This window comes from Thiohalocapsa sp. ML1 (assembly GCF_001469165.1).
Lineage (GTDB): Bacteria > Pseudomonadota > Gammaproteobacteria > Chromatiales > Chromatiaceae > Thiohalocapsa.
This window is the reverse complement of the sequence record NZ_JABX01000033.1, coordinates 1-13,241: the sequence shown is the minus strand read 5'-3', so window position 1 is coordinate 13,241 and position 13,241 is coordinate 1. Positions and strand designations below refer to the sequence as shown.

The following is a 13,241-nucleotide window of genomic DNA, read 5'->3' as shown; positions in this document are numbered from 1 at the left end:
CCCGTTTCGTTACCCCATCAACGCGGGCTTCTCTCAGCCTACAGCCAATCCCTGCGGAAGCACCCGCGGCAGGGCCTGGCAACCGATGGCACTGCAGATGGTTTCCAAGACCTCCAGCGTCGTGTCCTCATCGATGCTGGAGTGGGCGTCGCCCGGGTTCCGGGTATACAAGCTGCTCAGATCGCGGTTGACGACGTCCGTAGCGCGCCTGTTGTGAGCCTCGTTGGGACCGCCGTGGGAGCCTATGGGCGAAGGATGAAGTTGGTAAAGGTTGAGGTTGCGACGCACGTTCGGCGGGATGCGTCGGAACATCTGGCTTGAGAAGTGTCCGGCTGCTCCGTCCACCGTGATCAGCCGGTCGATGCGCACGTAGCCCGCCGTCGCCGAGGGGCCGCCGCTGAAACTGCCCCGAAACCGACCCGTGCCGGTGTCGTAGAAGGTCCGGTTCTGCCACAGGCTCCAGGCAAGCGACAGCGCCTCAGATACGCCTGCACTGTAGCCGTAAACGATCAGCTGCGCACGCGGGTCGAAACGGGAGGCGATGTCCCGATCGGCGCTCGTTGCGCCTGAGGTAAACACGAGCGAGCCGTGGTAGGCACGCACCAGCAGATCGGCACCGAGCATGCGCTGGTTGCGCCCTACTTGGCGTACCCGCTCCGCCACACGGCCGGTGCCGGATGCGGATTGCTGCGGCAGCGGATCGCCGCCGGCCCATTCACCACCCCAGCCGCCGAACAGCACCACGGTGTGCCGCAACGGACCGCTGCCCGGGATGGGCGCACCGCTCGCAGGCGGATCGGAGCGCAGGGCCGAGTAATTCGACACGAGATCGATCGACAACGGTGTACCCTCCCCGGCGCACCGGGTTTGGAGAATGAACACAACAGCATGTTTGCCGCGTTGGCTGATCCCTTCGCGGTCTTGATCATACCGCCGGTCGAGGCAGCGGCGCCCGGTGCAGTCGGGCCATGCTGGCCCGACCCCGCAAGGACCGCAAGACCAGCCCCGGCCGGACGCCCTTGGGCAAGGATGTGCTGCACCGAGGCGGCCCGGGTCACGAAAGTGATGATGCGCATGTCCGCGCGGCAGTTGGGGCAGCGAGCACGCCGCCTTGCAGTTTCCGACTTGCACGCTAGGCTGAGCACATCCGCGTGATCACGCTGCAGCGCCCACGAGGGCGGCCGGCACGCTCCTTCTCTGCGGTGGCAATCACGCGGGGACCGCGGCAAGGGCTCAAGCGCCGCTCGGTGCCGGAGGAACCCGGCAGGCGGCAGCGGCATCGTGAGCACAGCGGCTACACGGGTGCGTTGCTGCGGCGCCGGTCGCTGACTGTCGCCTCGGCGGCGACCATTCAGCGGCTCGGCCGCCGTTTCGATGCCACGTCCGCGGGTGCCCGGCGCGCTCTGGCTGACGGGTGCCGGGTTGTTCGGTCTGGCCGCGGTGCGCCGGCGCCCCCGCGGCTGACCGGTCGTTGCGCGCCTGCACCCGGCGCGTCGGCGGCCCGCCGGCCGCCGGGCTCAGGCGCGTTCCGCCGCCCGTGCTCCACCCGCCGGCGGGCTCTTGCTGGGTCTGCGGAGCATGTACGCACGGCGCGTCGCGGTCACGTGCGGATGTGCGCGAGCAACAGCGCGGAAATGCGATAGCCCATGTCCGGCATCCGCTCGATCACCGCTGCCGCCTCATCGATCAGCCCGCGCCGCTGCGCGATGTCGAGGAGGCGGACAGTACCGACCACCGCGAGTCCGGCCTTGAGGGCGTAACGTCGGGCGATGCGGTCGTCCAGGATCAGCAGGCTGTCGCGCGGCTGCTCGAGTGCCAGTCGGATGGATGCAGACTCGCCGGCGCCGAGGCTCGGCGACAGCGTCTGGGTACCGAAGGCGCGGGCGGAGCGGACCTCCATCCAGCCTGCCGCGATGGCGTCGACAATGGCTTGCGCGTCCTTGCCCAGCTTCGCCGCGCATTCGGCCCGGACCGCCTCGGTGATGGCGACCTGCCCGAACAGGGCTTGCAGCAACGACAGCAGCTCCGCGGATGCGAACGCGATCAGCGGACCCGCGTCGGCGATTACGACGCGAGCCATGGATCGAGTGCGTCGACCTCTTAATCCGTCGTCTCATCCGCTTGCACGACATCGATGCCGAGGTCGGTCAGGTAAGCGAGAAAGTCCTGCAAGGCGAGATCGCTGACCCGCGCCGCGGCCCCCAGCGAGAGCACGCCGTCCTTGAACAAGGCGGCGGCGAGGGCGGGCGCACGCCATGATCGCCGCCCAAGGTGTCTGCATCCAGGTAGACCAGGAGCGCGTGGGGCTGGTCCCCCTTCAGTACCAGGACGGGTGCGTCTTCGGCTTGCCGGAGCGCGGCGGATGGATTGCGTTTCAGACCGCGAACGTTCACCGCGTGCATGGTGTCCCTCTCAAGCTTAGTCTACGGTGCGTAGTCCACACGCTATCGCCAACAGTGGGTCGATGCAAACCCCGGGAGGGTGTCCGGCTCTGGCGGAATCCGGCGAGCGGGTCGGTCCGCGGGAGGTTGGCGCGGCCAGAGCATAACCCCGGCAGCGTGGCGGCTCCAGGCGGGGTGATCGGCGCGGTCGCGGCGGAGGGCAAGGCCGGCTGTCGGAATGCCTTACGGTGCCGTGGGCGCGTGCCGGCGCTCGGCTTGGGCGCGGGTCTTGGTCATAAGCCGTTGATTGAAAATTCTACTCGTGACACCGCTCCAGCGGTGTCACGGCGCTCCCGGCGCTCCGCGCCCCGGGAAACAAACCGCCGCGCCGCATCCGCACGCGTGGCACCGGCCCGGCCGGTCTCGGCGCGGAGCGCCGCCAGACGGGTGACACCGCTGGAGCGGTGTCACCAGACGGAGGGTGGAGTTTCTGCTGCGGGCGGCCTGATGGCCCGCGCGCTGCTGGTTCGTTTCGGCGGGGTCAAGCACTCCCGGCCGGAACGCGTGCTGCTTTTGGTGCCTTGGCAATCCGCTGGTGAGTGGCTGGGGAGCCGCCGCGGTCGAGCTTCGCGAGATCTGGGTTGCACTGGCGTAAGCTTAGCGTAGCTGTCGTCGGCCCTTGGGCGTCTGGTGCCGGTGCGCCGGCGTGCCAAGGCGCCTGCGCCTCGGCCTGCGAAGGTGCCGAGGTCTCTTTGCCCGCGACCGCAGCGCCGCGAGGCGGTGGAAGCGCTCCCGCGGAGCTTGGCGGAGACGCTGCAAGCGCAGCTTGCGGACGCTGTCGCCAACAGTGGGTCGGTGCAATCCCTGTCAGGGTGTCCGCTGGGTGTCCGCCTCTGGCCGAGTTCACGCCCTATCCCAACGTCGCCGAGGCCGTTGCGAATGCCGACGCCTTCGCCAACCTGCAGACCCTGGCCGACGCCGGCCTGCTCGCGGCTGTCGGCGGCGGCAGCATCGACACCGCCAACATCGTCAACTGGCCGCGCCGACCGCAGACCGTGCCGGTGTCCGGCGCGCTCTGGCTGATGGGCGCCAGGCTGTTCGGCCTGGCGGTGGTGCGCCGGCGCCGCCGCGGCTGAACGGTCGTCGGGGGGCTGCTCCCCGAGACTGCCGGCGTCTCGCCGGCCATCGGGCAGGGGCGTTCTGCCCCTTTAACGTCGCGCAATCGAGGATGGGCAAACGCGCTGCGTGTCCGTCGCTCCATCACTGACGAGCGCTCGTCGATGCGCCCACGGGCGCTGTGCCCACCCTACAGCCCCGATCATCGCCGATTGCCCACCCCGCTTCGCGGCTGTATGTTGAGTGCATTGATCTCAACATCCGGGCGCTCAGATGCCGATTCAGATCGCAAACCCGACCGTCGTCCAGAAGGTGGAGTAGTTGGCGAAGCTGACCGGTCTGTCCAAGACGGCCACTGTCGAGCGCGCCGTCGACCGTTTACTCGCCGAGACCGTCGCGCCGGCGAGCTCGGCCGCCCGGATGACAGCCCTGCTCGATCAGATCCACCGCATCCCCGAGCGCGCCGACGCCTTCGATCCATTGGATTGGGATCGTCAGGGCCTGCCCCGGTGAGCGCCGCCGGCGTCATCGTCGCCGATACCTCGGCGCTGGTTGCGATCGTCTTTGCCGAGCCAGAGCGCCAAGCCTTCGTCCGGACCATACAAGAGGCCGACAAGGTTCTGCTCAGCAGCGTCTCGGCAGTCGAGACCCGCACGGTCGCCGCGGCGAGCGCGCAGGCGTGCTGCTGAACGATCTGCTGCGGCTGCCGGTCTTCGAGATCGTGCCGCCCGGAGCGGCGGAAGCCGATGCCGCGTTACCATGAAAGTCGCGCGCAGCGCGCGCCGTAGTCGCCTTCTCCCACTGGGAAAGGGCCGGGGTGAGGGAAACGGCCATGGCGAGCAGCGCCTTTCATCCTCCGGGGTGGCGCTGGTCGCCATGGCCGTTCGCCGCCTTCGTCGCCTACGGCAAAGGCAGCGGGCGCCCGGCCGGGCTGAATTTCGGCGATGTGTTCAGCTATGCCCTGGCCAAGGTGCGCGGTCTGCCCCTGCTGTTCAAAGGCGACGATTTTTCCCGTACCGACATCGTCGGGGTGCCGTGCTCGGACGACTGAGCGGCAGCCTGCGCTCTCGGCGACCGCATCGGCGATGGCGGGGCGAACCGGTCCGGCCCGCGGGCCCCGATGGACCCCCGACGTGGGTAAGGCGCCTTGTCGGCTGTCGGCCCCGGCGTTATGGTCCGTGGGACCGTCTTACCCACCGAGGCGAAGACCATGAACGTCGAGCATCCCCCCGATTTCCACGCCTGGCTGGCGCGCACCGCGCGGCTGCTCCGCGAGCATCGCTGGGACGAGCTGGACGCCGAGCAGTTGGCCGAGGAGGTGGAAGACTTGAGCAAGAGCGAGCGGCGCGGTGTCTCGAGTCAGCTCACGCGGCTCTTGCTCCACTTGCTGAAGTGGCGTTTTCAGCCGCAGCGGCGGTCCGATAGCTGGCTCGACTCCATCGCCGACGCCCGTCTGCAGTTGCAGCTCGCCCTGGAAGACAGCCCGAGCCTCCGCGGCTACCCCGCGGAGCAGCTTGCTGTCTGTTACCACAAGGCGCGGCGTGCCGCCGCAAGGCAAACGGGGTTGCCGCCGGAGCGGTTCCCCGAGCATTGCCCGTTTTCCATCGACGACGTGCTGAACGAGGACTGGCTGCCCGATGCTGCCGATTGATGCAGGTCGGCCTGCGCCGGCGGACCCACGCCGAGTGCTGGAGCGCGGCTTCGCCAGTCTCCACGCGGGCGACGCGGCCGCCGCGGCGAGTGCTGCGCAAGGGGTGCTGGAGGCGCCCCGGACCACCACGGCGCGCTGGAGAAGATGGCAGCGTTGCGGACCAAGGCCTATTTCCGCGAGCGTGCGGCGCGTGCCGACCTCGCCGACTTCGACCGCATCCTGGCCAAGGCCGGGGGCGAGCCGCCGCGGGTCGGGGACGAGCTGCCAACCGAGGAGACGACACCTTGAAGGTGCCGCCGGTCGTTGCGCCGATCGGTGCAGCGCCATGGGTTGAACGGTCGCCATCGAGCCGCCGGGGCGACCTGCGCGGTGGGGGCCTGGCGGTTTGACAGGCGCCCTGTTCGAGACCCTGACAACCCGATGTCCAAGTCCAAACGCAAGACACCGCCCTGCGGCACGCCTATCGCGGTGATGCGCTGCGCGAGCTCGGGCGCGTGCGCGCCGCGCCCCTGGATCGATCCACGGCTTCGCCACCGACCGCAGTGGCGCCGCCGCCGGTTATGCGATAATGCGCGGCTCGATTTGCCGCTGAGCCGCGCTGTGCGCGGTAACCGAGGAAGATATCATGAGCTTTTTCATCTCCGACGCCATGGCCCAGGGCGGGGGCGCGCCCGCCGGTGATCCGCTGCTGGGGCTGCTGTTCCCCATCGGCCTCATCGTCATTCTCTACTTCTTGATGATCCGCCCGCAGATCAAGCGCCAGAAGGCGCACCAGAAGCTCGTGGAAGGCCTCACGAAGGGCGACGAGGTCATCACCATGGGCGGTGTGGCCGGGCGCATCGTGGAGCTGGGCGAGAACTTCGCGCAGCTCGAGGTCGCCGATAATGTGCGCATCAAGGTCCGCCGCTCCGCCGTCGAGGTCCTGCTGCCAAAGGGTCAGCTCAAGGAGCTATGAGCGCCGCCGCCTCGCCTCTGCCTCGGTGACGGCCCCCTGACGGCGCCTGCGCCACGGCCGGGTGCATGACGCCCGGCGCGCCGCCACGCCTGCGCTCGCCACCGTCCTCCCTTTCCATGGAAGCCCCGAAGAAGCCTCAACGATGAACCGCTATCCGCTCTGGAAGAACCTGCTAATCCTGGCCGTGGTGCTGGGCGGGCTCCTGTTCGCGCTGCCGAATCTGTTCTCGCAGGACCCGTCCATCGAGGTGTCCGGCACGCGCAACAACCCGGTCACCGAGGCGAGCGCGCCGGAGATCGCCGCGGCAATGAAGAACGCCGATGTGCCGGTGAAGGACATCGAGTCCCTGGAGGGCGAGAAGCTCTTGGTGCGCTTCACGCTCCCGAGCGAGCAACTGCGCGGTCGGGAGGTGATGGAGCAGGCGCTGGCCGACCGCTTCAACAGCGCGCTGACCACGTCGCCGGACCTGCCCGGCTGGCTTTCGGCCCTCGGCGCGCAGCCGATGTTCCTCGGCCTTGATCTGCGTGGCGGCATTCATGTGCTCATCGACGTGGACATGGACGCGGCCGTGAGCCAGTCGCTGGAGCGCTACGCCGGCGACATCCGCACGGAGCTGCGCAAGGAGAAGATTCGCTACCTCACCATCACCCGCGATGGCGGGCGCATCGCCGTGCGCTTCAAGGAGCAAGCGGCGCGGGATGAGGCACAGAAGATCATGCGCCGGGAGTTTCGCGACCTGACCGTCGAGGCTGGGCAGGATGGCGGCAGTTTCTTCGCCTACGCATCGTTGCCGCCCGCGATCCAGGAGCAGGTGAAGGACTTCGCGCTGGAGCAGAACATCACGACGCTGCGTAACCGCGTCAACGCGCTCGGCGTGGCCGAGCCGATCATCGCCCGCCAGGGCGACCGGCGCATCATCGTGCAGCTTCCCGGCGCGCAGGACCCGGGCCGGCTCAAGGAGCTGCTCGGCGCCACGGCGACGCTGGAGTATCGGCTCGTCGACACCGAGCACGACGTGCAGGATGCCCTCGACGGCCGTGTGCCGGTGGGCTCCGCGCTCTATCGGGAACGCGACGGCCGGCCCGTGCTGCTCAGCCGACGCGTCATCGTGACCGGCGACCAGATTACCGACGCCTCCGCCGGTTTCGACCAGCAGTCCGGCTCGCCTGCCGTGTTCGTGAATCTGGATGGCCAGGGCGCCCGGCGCATGCGCAACGTCACCACCGAGAACGTCGGCAAACCCATGGCCGTGGTGTTCATCGAGAGCCGCACCGTGACCCGCATGGTGGACGGCGAGCCCGTCAAGGAACGGGCGCGGACCGAGGAGGTCATCAGCATCGCCAACATCCTGGAGCCCTTCGGCCGGCGCTTCCAGACCACCGGTCTCGACAGCTCCCAGGAGGCGCACAACCTGGCGCTGCTGCTGCGCGCCGGCGCGCTGGCGGCGCCCATCGAGATCGTCGAGGAGCGCACCATCGGCCCGAGCCTGGGGCAGGACAACATCGACCAGGGTTTTCGCTCCGTCGTGATCGGCTTGGCGCTGGTCGTGGTCTTCATGGCGCTTTACTACCGCATCTTCGGCTTAATCGCGGACGTGGTGTTGGTGGTCAATCTGGTGCTCATTGTCGCCATCCTGTCCATGCTGCAGGCGACGCTCACCATGCCCGGCATCGCCGGCATCGTGCTCACCGTCGGCATGGCCGTGGACGCCAACGTGCTGATCTTCGAGCGCATCCGCGAGGAGATCAGGAACGGCTCAAGCCCCCAGGCCAGCATCCACGCAGGTTTCGACAAGGCTCTGTCCACCATCGTGGACGCCAACATCACGACGCTCATTGCCGCCATCGTGCTGTTCAGCTTCGGCACCGGGCCCATCAAGGGCTTCGCCGTGACGCTCTTCATCGGCATCCTGACCTCCATGTTCACCGCCATTCTCGGCTCCCGCGCGTTGATCAATCTGATCTACGGTGGTCGCCGCGTGCAAAAGCTCGCCATCTGAAGGATCTCAGTCATGTCCCACGTCCAGATCCTAAAGGAGCTCGATGTCGACTTCATGGGCAAGCGGTACATCGCCGCCGTGCTCTCCGGCGTCGTGCTGCTGATTTGTCTCGGTTCCATCCTCTTCCGCGGTTTCGATTTCGGGCTCGACTTCACCGGCGGCACGGTCATCGAGCTCGGCTTCGAGGAGCCGGTGGAGATTGCGACCGTCACCAACGCCTTGGGCGAGGGCGGCTTCCCGGCGGCGGTGGTGCAGTACTTCGGCTCCCGCACGGATATTCTGATCCGCCTGCCGCCGGTGGCGGAGGGCGAGGCGGCCAGTGCACAGCGCAGCGACGAGGTCCTTCGCGTGCTTGATGAGGCCATCAGCGGCCAGGTGGACCTGCGCCGGGTGGAGTTCGTCGGCCCGCAGGTGGGCGAGGAGCTGCGCGAGCAGGGCGGACTCGCCGTGCTGTTCGCGCTCATCGGCATCCTGATCTACGTCGCCGTGCGTTTCGAGTGGCGCTTCGCGGTGGGCGCGGTCGCGGCGCTGATTCACGACGTGCTCTTTACCGTCGGCATGTTCTCGCTCTTCCAGATCGAGTTCGACCTGACCGTGCTTGCCGCGGTGCTCGCGGTCATCGGCTATTCGCTGAACGACACCATCGTGATCTTCGACCGCATCCGCGAGAACTTCCGCAAGATGCGCAAGGGCACGGTGATGGAAATCACGAACCGATCCATCAACCAGACCCTGTCGCGCACCATCATCACCTCCGGAACAACGCTGCTGGTGTTGCTCGCGCTGTATTTCCTCGGCGGGCAGGCCATCGAGTCCTTCTCGCTCGCGCTCATCATCGGCATCGTCATCGGCACCTACTCCACCATCTACATCGCCACGGCCATTGCCGTCTGGCTCGGTGTCAGCAGGACGGACCTGCTGCCGCCGCCGCCGGTGAAGGAGGGCGAGGTGGTGGACGATAGACCATGAAGAAGGGGCTAGGGGCTAGGGGCTAGGGGCTAGGGGCTGGGTGCTCTAGGTCAACCAAAGCACCTAGCACCTAGCACCTAGCACCTCTCCCCCATGTGCTCTGTCCTCATCCTTCGCCGCCCCGGGCATGTCTGGCCGCTGCTGTTGGCGGGCAACCGGGACGAGCTGCGCGGGCGGCCGTCGCGGCCGCCGGCGCGGCATTGGCCGGATCGGCCGGAGGTGGTGGCGGGGCTGGACCTGGAGGCCGACGGTAGCTGGCTCGGCGTCAACGATCACGGCGTCGTTGCGACGGTGCTGAACCGTACCGGCACGCTCGGGCCGGCGCCGGGCCGGCGCAGCCGCGGCGAGCTGGTGCTGGAGGCGCTCGACCATGCCGAGGCCAGCGCCGCCGCCGGGGCGCTCGCCGACCTGCATCCGGACGCCTACCGGCCGTTCAATCTCATCGTCGCCGACCCCAAAGACTGCTACTGGCTGCGCCATGGTGGCGACGGCGAGATCCGCGTGCACCCGGTGCCGCCCGGTCTGCACATGCTGACGGCGGCGGAGCTCAATGATCCGGCCGAGCCGCGCATCGCGCGCTTCCTGCCCGCCTTTCGTGCTGCCGCAGTGCCCGAGCTTGCGCCCGACGGCGGTGACTGGCAAGCATGGACCGCGCTGCTTGGTCAACGCGCCGACGACACCGCAGGACCGGCCGAGCGCCGTGCGGCGATGAACCTGGACGGCATTGCCGTCGCAGGCGCCGATTACGGCACCGTCGCGAGCAGCCTGGTCGCGATCCCAGCCTACCCGGGCTTCGATGCGCTGCCGCTCTTCCTGCACGCGGACGGACCGCCGGACCGGGTTGCGTATCGGCAGGTCGACATCGGCCCCGCGGACGCACCCCAAGCCGGAGCATACCCATGACCTCGCTCGACCCGGACCGCCCCATCCCGCCGCTGCCGACGCTGCGCGAGCTTGCGCCCGGCAGCTTCATCTTCGAGCGGCGCGGAGCGCTGCCGCCGAGCTTCTGCGACGAGGTGGTGAGCCGCTTCGAGGCCAACCCGGAGCAGCAGTACGCGGGTCGCGTCGGCCAGCTCCGGGAAGAGAACGCCTCCATCAAGCAGACCATGGACCTCGTCGTCAGCAACAAGGAGGACTGGAAGGACGTCGACCGGATGCTGTTCCAGTCGCTGGCGGCGGCGATGCGGGAGTTTCGCGAGACCTATCCGTACTTCAAGGGGCCATTCAAGGATCTCGGCTACCAGGTACAGCGCTACCTGCCGGGCCAGTTCTACCATTGGCATGTGGATGGCGGCAGCCACGAGCTGAGCCAGCGCCAGCTCGTGGCCCTGTGGTACCTGAACGACGTGCCGGGTCCCGGCGGCGAGACCCAGTTTCTCTACCAGCACTTGAGCGTCCGGCCCGAGCGGGGCAAGCTCGTGCTGTTTCCGCCCTTTTGGACGCATGAGCATCGGGCGAATCGGCTCGATGCGGGCGTCAAGTACATCGCCACCACTTGGGTTGTGTTTGCGTGAAGAAGTGCGGAGTACGGAGTGGGAAGTACGGAGTGGGAAGTACGGAGTGGGAAGTACGGAGTGGGAAGTACGGAGTGGGAAGTACGGAGTGGGAAGTACGGAGTGGGAAGTACGGAGTGGGAAGTACGGAGTACGGAGTACGGAGTACGGAGTACGGAGTGGGAAGTACGGAGTACGGAGTGCGGAGTGGGAAGTACGGAGTGGGAAGTACGGAGTACGGAGTACGGAGTAGGGAGTACGACGACGTGCCGAATGCGCGCGATGCATCCGCCCGCGGTCAGCCAAGCCGCCGCAGCAGGGGCCGCCAGACCTGCCGGTAGCTCGCCTCCAGCGCTGCCGTGAAGCCCGCCTCGTCGCACGCAGCTCGGCGAGGCGCTTGGGGGTTCTGCGCCAATCCGGCCGCCAGCGCGACATAGCCCGCCGCGTCGGTGGCGATTAGCTCCGGCAGCCCCGCCGCCGTGAGCGGGCTCGCGGCCATGCGCTCGTGGAAGCTCGCGCCAGCCAGGGCGGAGACGGTCTCGGCACATTCGCGTTCCCGGCGCCTCGGCGATGAAAACAGCCAGGGTTTGGTTGATAATTTACGGCAACCACGGATCACCAGGCACGTCCACCACCATGTCCACCCTCGCCGAACAGGTCGAGGAGCTGCCGCGACTCCCGACTCAGGACGACCTCCCCTACGACGACGGGATGCCGATGGAGTCACAACGCCACCTGCTGCAAATGGACCTCCTACTCCAAGGGTTGGAGCCCTGGGCCGCCGAGCGCGACGACGTTGTTGTCAACGGCAACCAGTTCCTGTACTTCAACACCCAGCACATGCGTGCCCGCGACTTCCGCGGCCCCGATGTCTACGTCGCCGTCGGTGTGCGCCCCGGCGAGCGCAAGAGCTGGGTGGTCTGGCAGGAGGGCAAGGCCCCCGACGTCATCATCGAATTACTGTCGGAAAGCACTGCGCAGATCGACAAGGGCGTCAAGAAGCAGGTCTACCGCGACCAGTTGCGGGTGCCGAACTACTACTGGTTCGACCCCTACAATGCCGAAGACCGCGCCGGCTTCCTGCTCCAGGGCACCCGGTACTTGCCGCTGCTGCCGGACGCCGGCGGTCGCCTGCCGGTGCCAAGCCTGGGCCTCAATCTCGGCCTCTGGCACGGCGACTATCGCGGCGTCACCATGGACTGGCTGCGCTGGATGGATGCCCAAGGCAACCTGCTGCTGCTGCGCCAGGAGCGGGCTCTGGACCAGGCACAGCGCGCCGAGCAGGCCGCCGAAGTCGCGCAAGCCCGCGCGCTGGCCGAGACCGAACGCGCTAAAGCCGAGAGGGAACGGGCTGACGCCGAGAGGGAACGCGCTGAAGCAGAGACGCAACGCGCGGCGCTCGCGAAGCAGCGTGCGGACGCCGCCGAGGCCGAGCTGGCCCGATTGCGGGCTCAGCTCAGCGACGGCCGCTGAACGTCACCGCCAATTCCCCCGGGGCGCCGCGCTGCTGCAGCCATTGATGCGTGGTCAGCTCGCTGCCTGGTGCCGCCAGCCGTGCGAGCAGCGTGCGGATGGCCGCCGCCTGCTATGGGCCGTTGTAGCCCAACCGGAGCAGTTCGGCATCTAAGCCGACCTGACGCAATTCCGCGGCAAACGGTCCGGCCTGCGTACCCCGTTCCGCCGCGGTCGTGCCATCGGGTCGGCGGATGAAGTAGTTGTGCACGGCGGTGAGCACGTCGAGTTTGCGGTTGCTCAGGCGGTGCTTGCCGTGGTGATGCAGGGCGAGTTGGCCATTGCGCCCTTCCACGCAGGAACTGTTGCGCTGGAAGAGGTCGCCGCACTCGGCGGCGACGGTCTCGATCTCGCGGCGCCGCTCGGCGTCGAGGTGTTGCAGCGGCGAGTCGGGCTGGCGCAACGGCGCCGACAGCTCGCGGGAGCGGCGGTGCAGCTCGTGGCGCCGCTCGGCGCGGGTGCCGCGCGCCGCCACCCGCTCCAGATAGATCGCCGGGACGAGCTGTTGGTGCACGAGCGTTTCGAGCTCGGGGGCCAATCCCAAGGCCTCGACCTTGGCCTGGATGGTGGCGAAGAAGAAGGTCAGTGTCGCCAACGAGACGATCGCACGCAAAGCCCTGCAATGGGCGATGGACAAGGCCAAGGAACTGACGCCGCGCGATATGCCCGACAAGCGGGCTCGACACCGCGCCGGCACGGACTGGGAGCGCCGGCTTTCAGCCGGCTTCGCGTGCCGGGGGCTCGATGCCCCCGGCGCGCGATCTGCGGCGCTGGAGCCGGGCGGTTGCTCATGCCGCGCGGCCGGGCGGACGACCGCGCATGTGCCCTCTTATCAGCGCAGACGCCGCCGACGCGGCATCGAGCCGCGCTGGCGGCGAGCCGGCTGGAAAGCCGGCGATCCCAGTGCGCCGCGTCGGCGGTGAGCCGGCTGGAAAGCCAGCGCTCCGCAGCCGGCCTTTCACGCGTGGATCAGCGCGCCGCGGCGCGGCGATGCCGGCGGCGCGTGACGCCTGCGACCAAGGCGCCGAGCGCAAGCAAGGCCAACGTGGGCGGCGCGGGTGCTGGCGTGGGCTCGGCGCCGGTCAGTTGGAACGTGTACTGAAGATTGCCGCCAGTCTCGAACGTCGAGCCCCCGGACGTGCTGAAGAAGCCGTTATTGTAGGTA

The 13,241-nt window shown here is 68.3% G+C and carries 19 protein-coding genes; 13 read left to right on the top strand and 6 right to left on the bottom strand.

The window, feature by feature from the left end:
• Positions 1-33 precede the first annotated feature (33 nt).
• The 3 genes from ML01_RS29020 to ML01_RS31440 all read right to left on the bottom strand — a co-directional run bounded on the left by ML01_RS29020 (position 34) and on the right by ML01_RS31440 (position 2,364).
• The gene (locus ML01_RS29020) at positions 34-840 is read right to left on the bottom strand and encodes a hypothetical protein (RefSeq protein ID WP_058556917.1); all 807 of its coding nucleotides are present in this window, start codon (positions 838-840) and stop codon (positions 34-36) included.
• Positions 841-1,600: 760 nt separating this feature from the next.
• The gene (locus ML01_RS18695) at positions 1,601-2,014 is read right to left on the bottom strand and encodes a DUF3368 domain-containing protein (RefSeq protein WP_162268059.1); all 414 of its coding nucleotides are present in this window, start codon (positions 2,012-2,014) and stop codon (positions 1,601-1,603) included.
• Between the two features lie 86 nt (positions 2,015-2,100).
• Positions 2,101-2,364, bottom strand: a complete 264-nt coding sequence (locus tag ML01_RS31440; RefSeq protein WP_371258224.1) for a UPF0175 family protein — start codon at positions 2,362-2,364, stop codon at positions 2,101-2,103.
• A gap of 889 nt (positions 2,365-3,253) precedes the next feature.
• On the opposite strand from ML01_RS31440, the gene ML01_RS18690 reads away from it, so the two are divergent.
• The 11 genes from ML01_RS18690 (at position 3,254) to ML01_RS18650 (ending at position 10,585) form a co-directional block, all read left to right on the top strand.
• On the top strand, positions 3,254-3,517 hold the full coding sequence (locus ML01_RS18690) for a hypothetical protein (protein ID WP_058556915.1): 264 nt from the start codon (positions 3,254-3,256) through the stop codon (positions 3,515-3,517).
• A gap of 301 nt (positions 3,518-3,818) precedes the next feature.
• On the top strand, positions 3,819-4,010 hold the full coding sequence (locus ML01_RS18685; protein ID WP_254045310.1) for a type II toxin-antitoxin system VapB family antitoxin: 192 nt from the start codon (positions 3,819-3,821) through the stop codon (positions 4,008-4,010).
• Positions 4,007-4,186: a type II toxin-antitoxin system VapC family toxin gene (locus ML01_RS27605; protein WP_082674431.1), complete on the top strand. Its 180-nt coding sequence runs from the start codon at positions 4,007-4,009 to the stop codon at positions 4,184-4,186. Before ML01_RS18685 ends, ML01_RS27605 begins: the two co-directional genes overlap by 4 nt.
• Before the next feature lie 143 nt (positions 4,187-4,329).
• On the top strand, positions 4,330-4,548 hold the full coding sequence (locus ML01_RS27600) for a type II toxin-antitoxin system VapC family toxin (RefSeq protein ID WP_082674430.1): 219 nt from the start codon (positions 4,330-4,332) through the stop codon (positions 4,546-4,548).
• A gap of 159 nt (positions 4,549-4,707) precedes the next feature.
• Positions 4,708-5,148: a DUF29 domain-containing protein gene (locus ML01_RS18675; protein WP_058556914.1), complete on the top strand. Its 441-nt coding sequence runs from the start codon at positions 4,708-4,710 to the stop codon at positions 5,146-5,148.
• A gap of 144 nt (positions 5,149-5,292) precedes the next feature.
• Positions 5,293-5,436 (top strand): hypothetical protein, encoded by a 144-nt coding sequence (locus tag ML01_RS29015; protein WP_156427844.1) that lies wholly within the window; start codon positions 5,293-5,295, stop codon positions 5,434-5,436.
• A gap of 337 nt (positions 5,437-5,773) precedes the next feature.
• Complete coding sequence (gene yajC / locus ML01_RS18670; protein ID WP_058556913.1) at positions 5,774-6,103, top strand: preprotein translocase subunit YajC; 330 nt, start codon at positions 5,774-5,776, stop codon at positions 6,101-6,103.
• A 142-nt stretch (positions 6,104-6,245) separates the two neighbouring features.
• Positions 6,246-8,102 carry a protein translocase subunit SecD gene (gene secD / locus ML01_RS18665; RefSeq protein WP_058556912.1) on the top strand — a complete coding sequence of 619 codons (1,857 nt, stop codon included), beginning with the start codon at positions 6,246-6,248 and terminating at the stop codon, positions 8,100-8,102.
• A gap of 12 nt (positions 8,103-8,114) precedes the next feature.
• On the top strand, positions 8,115-9,071 hold the full coding sequence (secF, locus tag ML01_RS18660; protein WP_058556911.1) for a protein translocase subunit SecF: 957 nt from the start codon (positions 8,115-8,117) through the stop codon (positions 9,069-9,071).
• Positions 9,072-9,164: 93 nt separating this feature from the next.
• Complete coding sequence (locus ML01_RS18655; protein WP_058556910.1) at positions 9,165-9,974, top strand: NRDE family protein; 810 nt, start codon at positions 9,165-9,167, stop codon at positions 9,972-9,974.
• Positions 9,971-10,585, top strand: a complete 615-nt coding sequence (locus tag ML01_RS18650) for a 2OG-Fe(II) oxygenase (RefSeq protein ID WP_058556909.1) — start codon at positions 9,971-9,973, stop codon at positions 10,583-10,585. Before ML01_RS18655 ends, ML01_RS18650 begins: the two co-directional genes overlap by 4 nt.
• A 277-nt stretch (positions 10,586-10,862) precedes the next feature.
• On the opposite strand, the gene ML01_RS18645 is transcribed toward ML01_RS18650, so the two are convergent.
• Complete coding sequence (locus tag ML01_RS18645) at positions 10,863-11,063, bottom strand: hypothetical protein (RefSeq protein ID WP_058556908.1); 201 nt, start codon at positions 11,061-11,063, stop codon at positions 10,863-10,865.
• Between the two features lie 137 nt (positions 11,064-11,200).
• Here ML01_RS18645 and ML01_RS18640 point away from each other — a divergent pair, with 137 nt between their 5' ends.
• A complete protein-coding gene (locus ML01_RS18640) occupies positions 11,201-12,037 on the top strand; it encodes a Uma2 family endonuclease (RefSeq protein WP_058556907.1) in 837 nt (278 codons plus the stop codon).
• Positions 12,038-12,149: 112 nt separating this feature from the next.
• Here the strand turns inward: ML01_RS18640 and ML01_RS18635 are convergent, their stop codons facing one another.
• A complete protein-coding gene (locus ML01_RS18635) occupies positions 12,150-12,671 on the bottom strand; it encodes a DUF6399 domain-containing protein (RefSeq protein WP_156427843.1) in 522 nt (173 codons plus the stop codon).
• Between ML01_RS18635 and ML01_RS29010 the strand changes: the two genes are divergently transcribed.
• Positions 12,643-12,999 (top strand): hypothetical protein, encoded by a 357-nt coding sequence (locus ML01_RS29010; RefSeq protein ID WP_216819228.1) that lies wholly within the window; start codon positions 12,643-12,645, stop codon positions 12,997-12,999. The two genes, ML01_RS18635 and ML01_RS29010, sit on opposite strands and share 29 nt — an antisense overlap.
• Before the next feature lie 46 nt (positions 13,000-13,045).
• Here the strand turns inward: ML01_RS29010 and ML01_RS18630 are convergent.
• Positions 13,046-13,241: PEP-CTERM sorting domain-containing protein (locus ML01_RS18630; protein WP_156427841.1), on the bottom strand; the 196-nt coding region annotated here is incomplete at its 5' end.

What these genes read in the sequence shown, in the direction of transcription:
- ML01_RS27600 (WP_082674430.1), top strand. Translation starts at nt 4,330, where the DNA reads ATGGCGAGCAGCGCCTTTCATCCTCCGGGGTGGCGCTGGTCGCCATGG.
- ML01_RS18675 (WP_058556914.1), top strand. Translation starts at nt 4,708, where the DNA reads ATGAACGTCGAGCATCCCCCCGATTTCCACGCCTGGCTGGCGCGCACC.
- ML01_RS29015 (WP_156427844.1), top strand. Translation starts at nt 5,293, where the DNA reads ATGGCAGCGTTGCGGACCAAGGCCTATTTCCGCGAGCGTGCGGCGCGT.
- yajC (WP_058556913.1), top strand. Translation starts at nt 5,774, where the DNA reads ATGAGCTTTTTCATCTCCGACGCCATGGCCCAGGGCGGGGGCGCGCCC.
- secD (WP_058556912.1), top strand. Translation starts at nt 6,246, where the DNA reads ATGAACCGCTATCCGCTCTGGAAGAACCTGCTAATCCTGGCCGTGGTG.
- secF (WP_058556911.1), top strand. Translation starts at nt 8,115, where the DNA reads ATGTCCCACGTCCAGATCCTAAAGGAGCTCGATGTCGACTTCATGGGC.
- ML01_RS18655 (WP_058556910.1), top strand. Translation starts at nt 9,165, where the DNA reads ATGTGCTCTGTCCTCATCCTTCGCCGCCCCGGGCATGTCTGGCCGCTG.
- ML01_RS18650 (WP_058556909.1), top strand. Translation starts at nt 9,971, where the DNA reads ATGACCTCGCTCGACCCGGACCGCCCCATCCCGCCGCTGCCGACGCTG.
- ML01_RS18645 (WP_058556908.1), bottom strand. Translation starts at nt 11,063, where the DNA reads ATGGCCGCGAGCCCGCTCACGGCGGCGGGGCTGCCGGAGCTAATCGCC.
- ML01_RS18640 (WP_058556907.1), top strand. Translation starts at nt 11,201, where the DNA reads ATGTCCACCCTCGCCGAACAGGTCGAGGAGCTGCCGCGACTCCCGACT.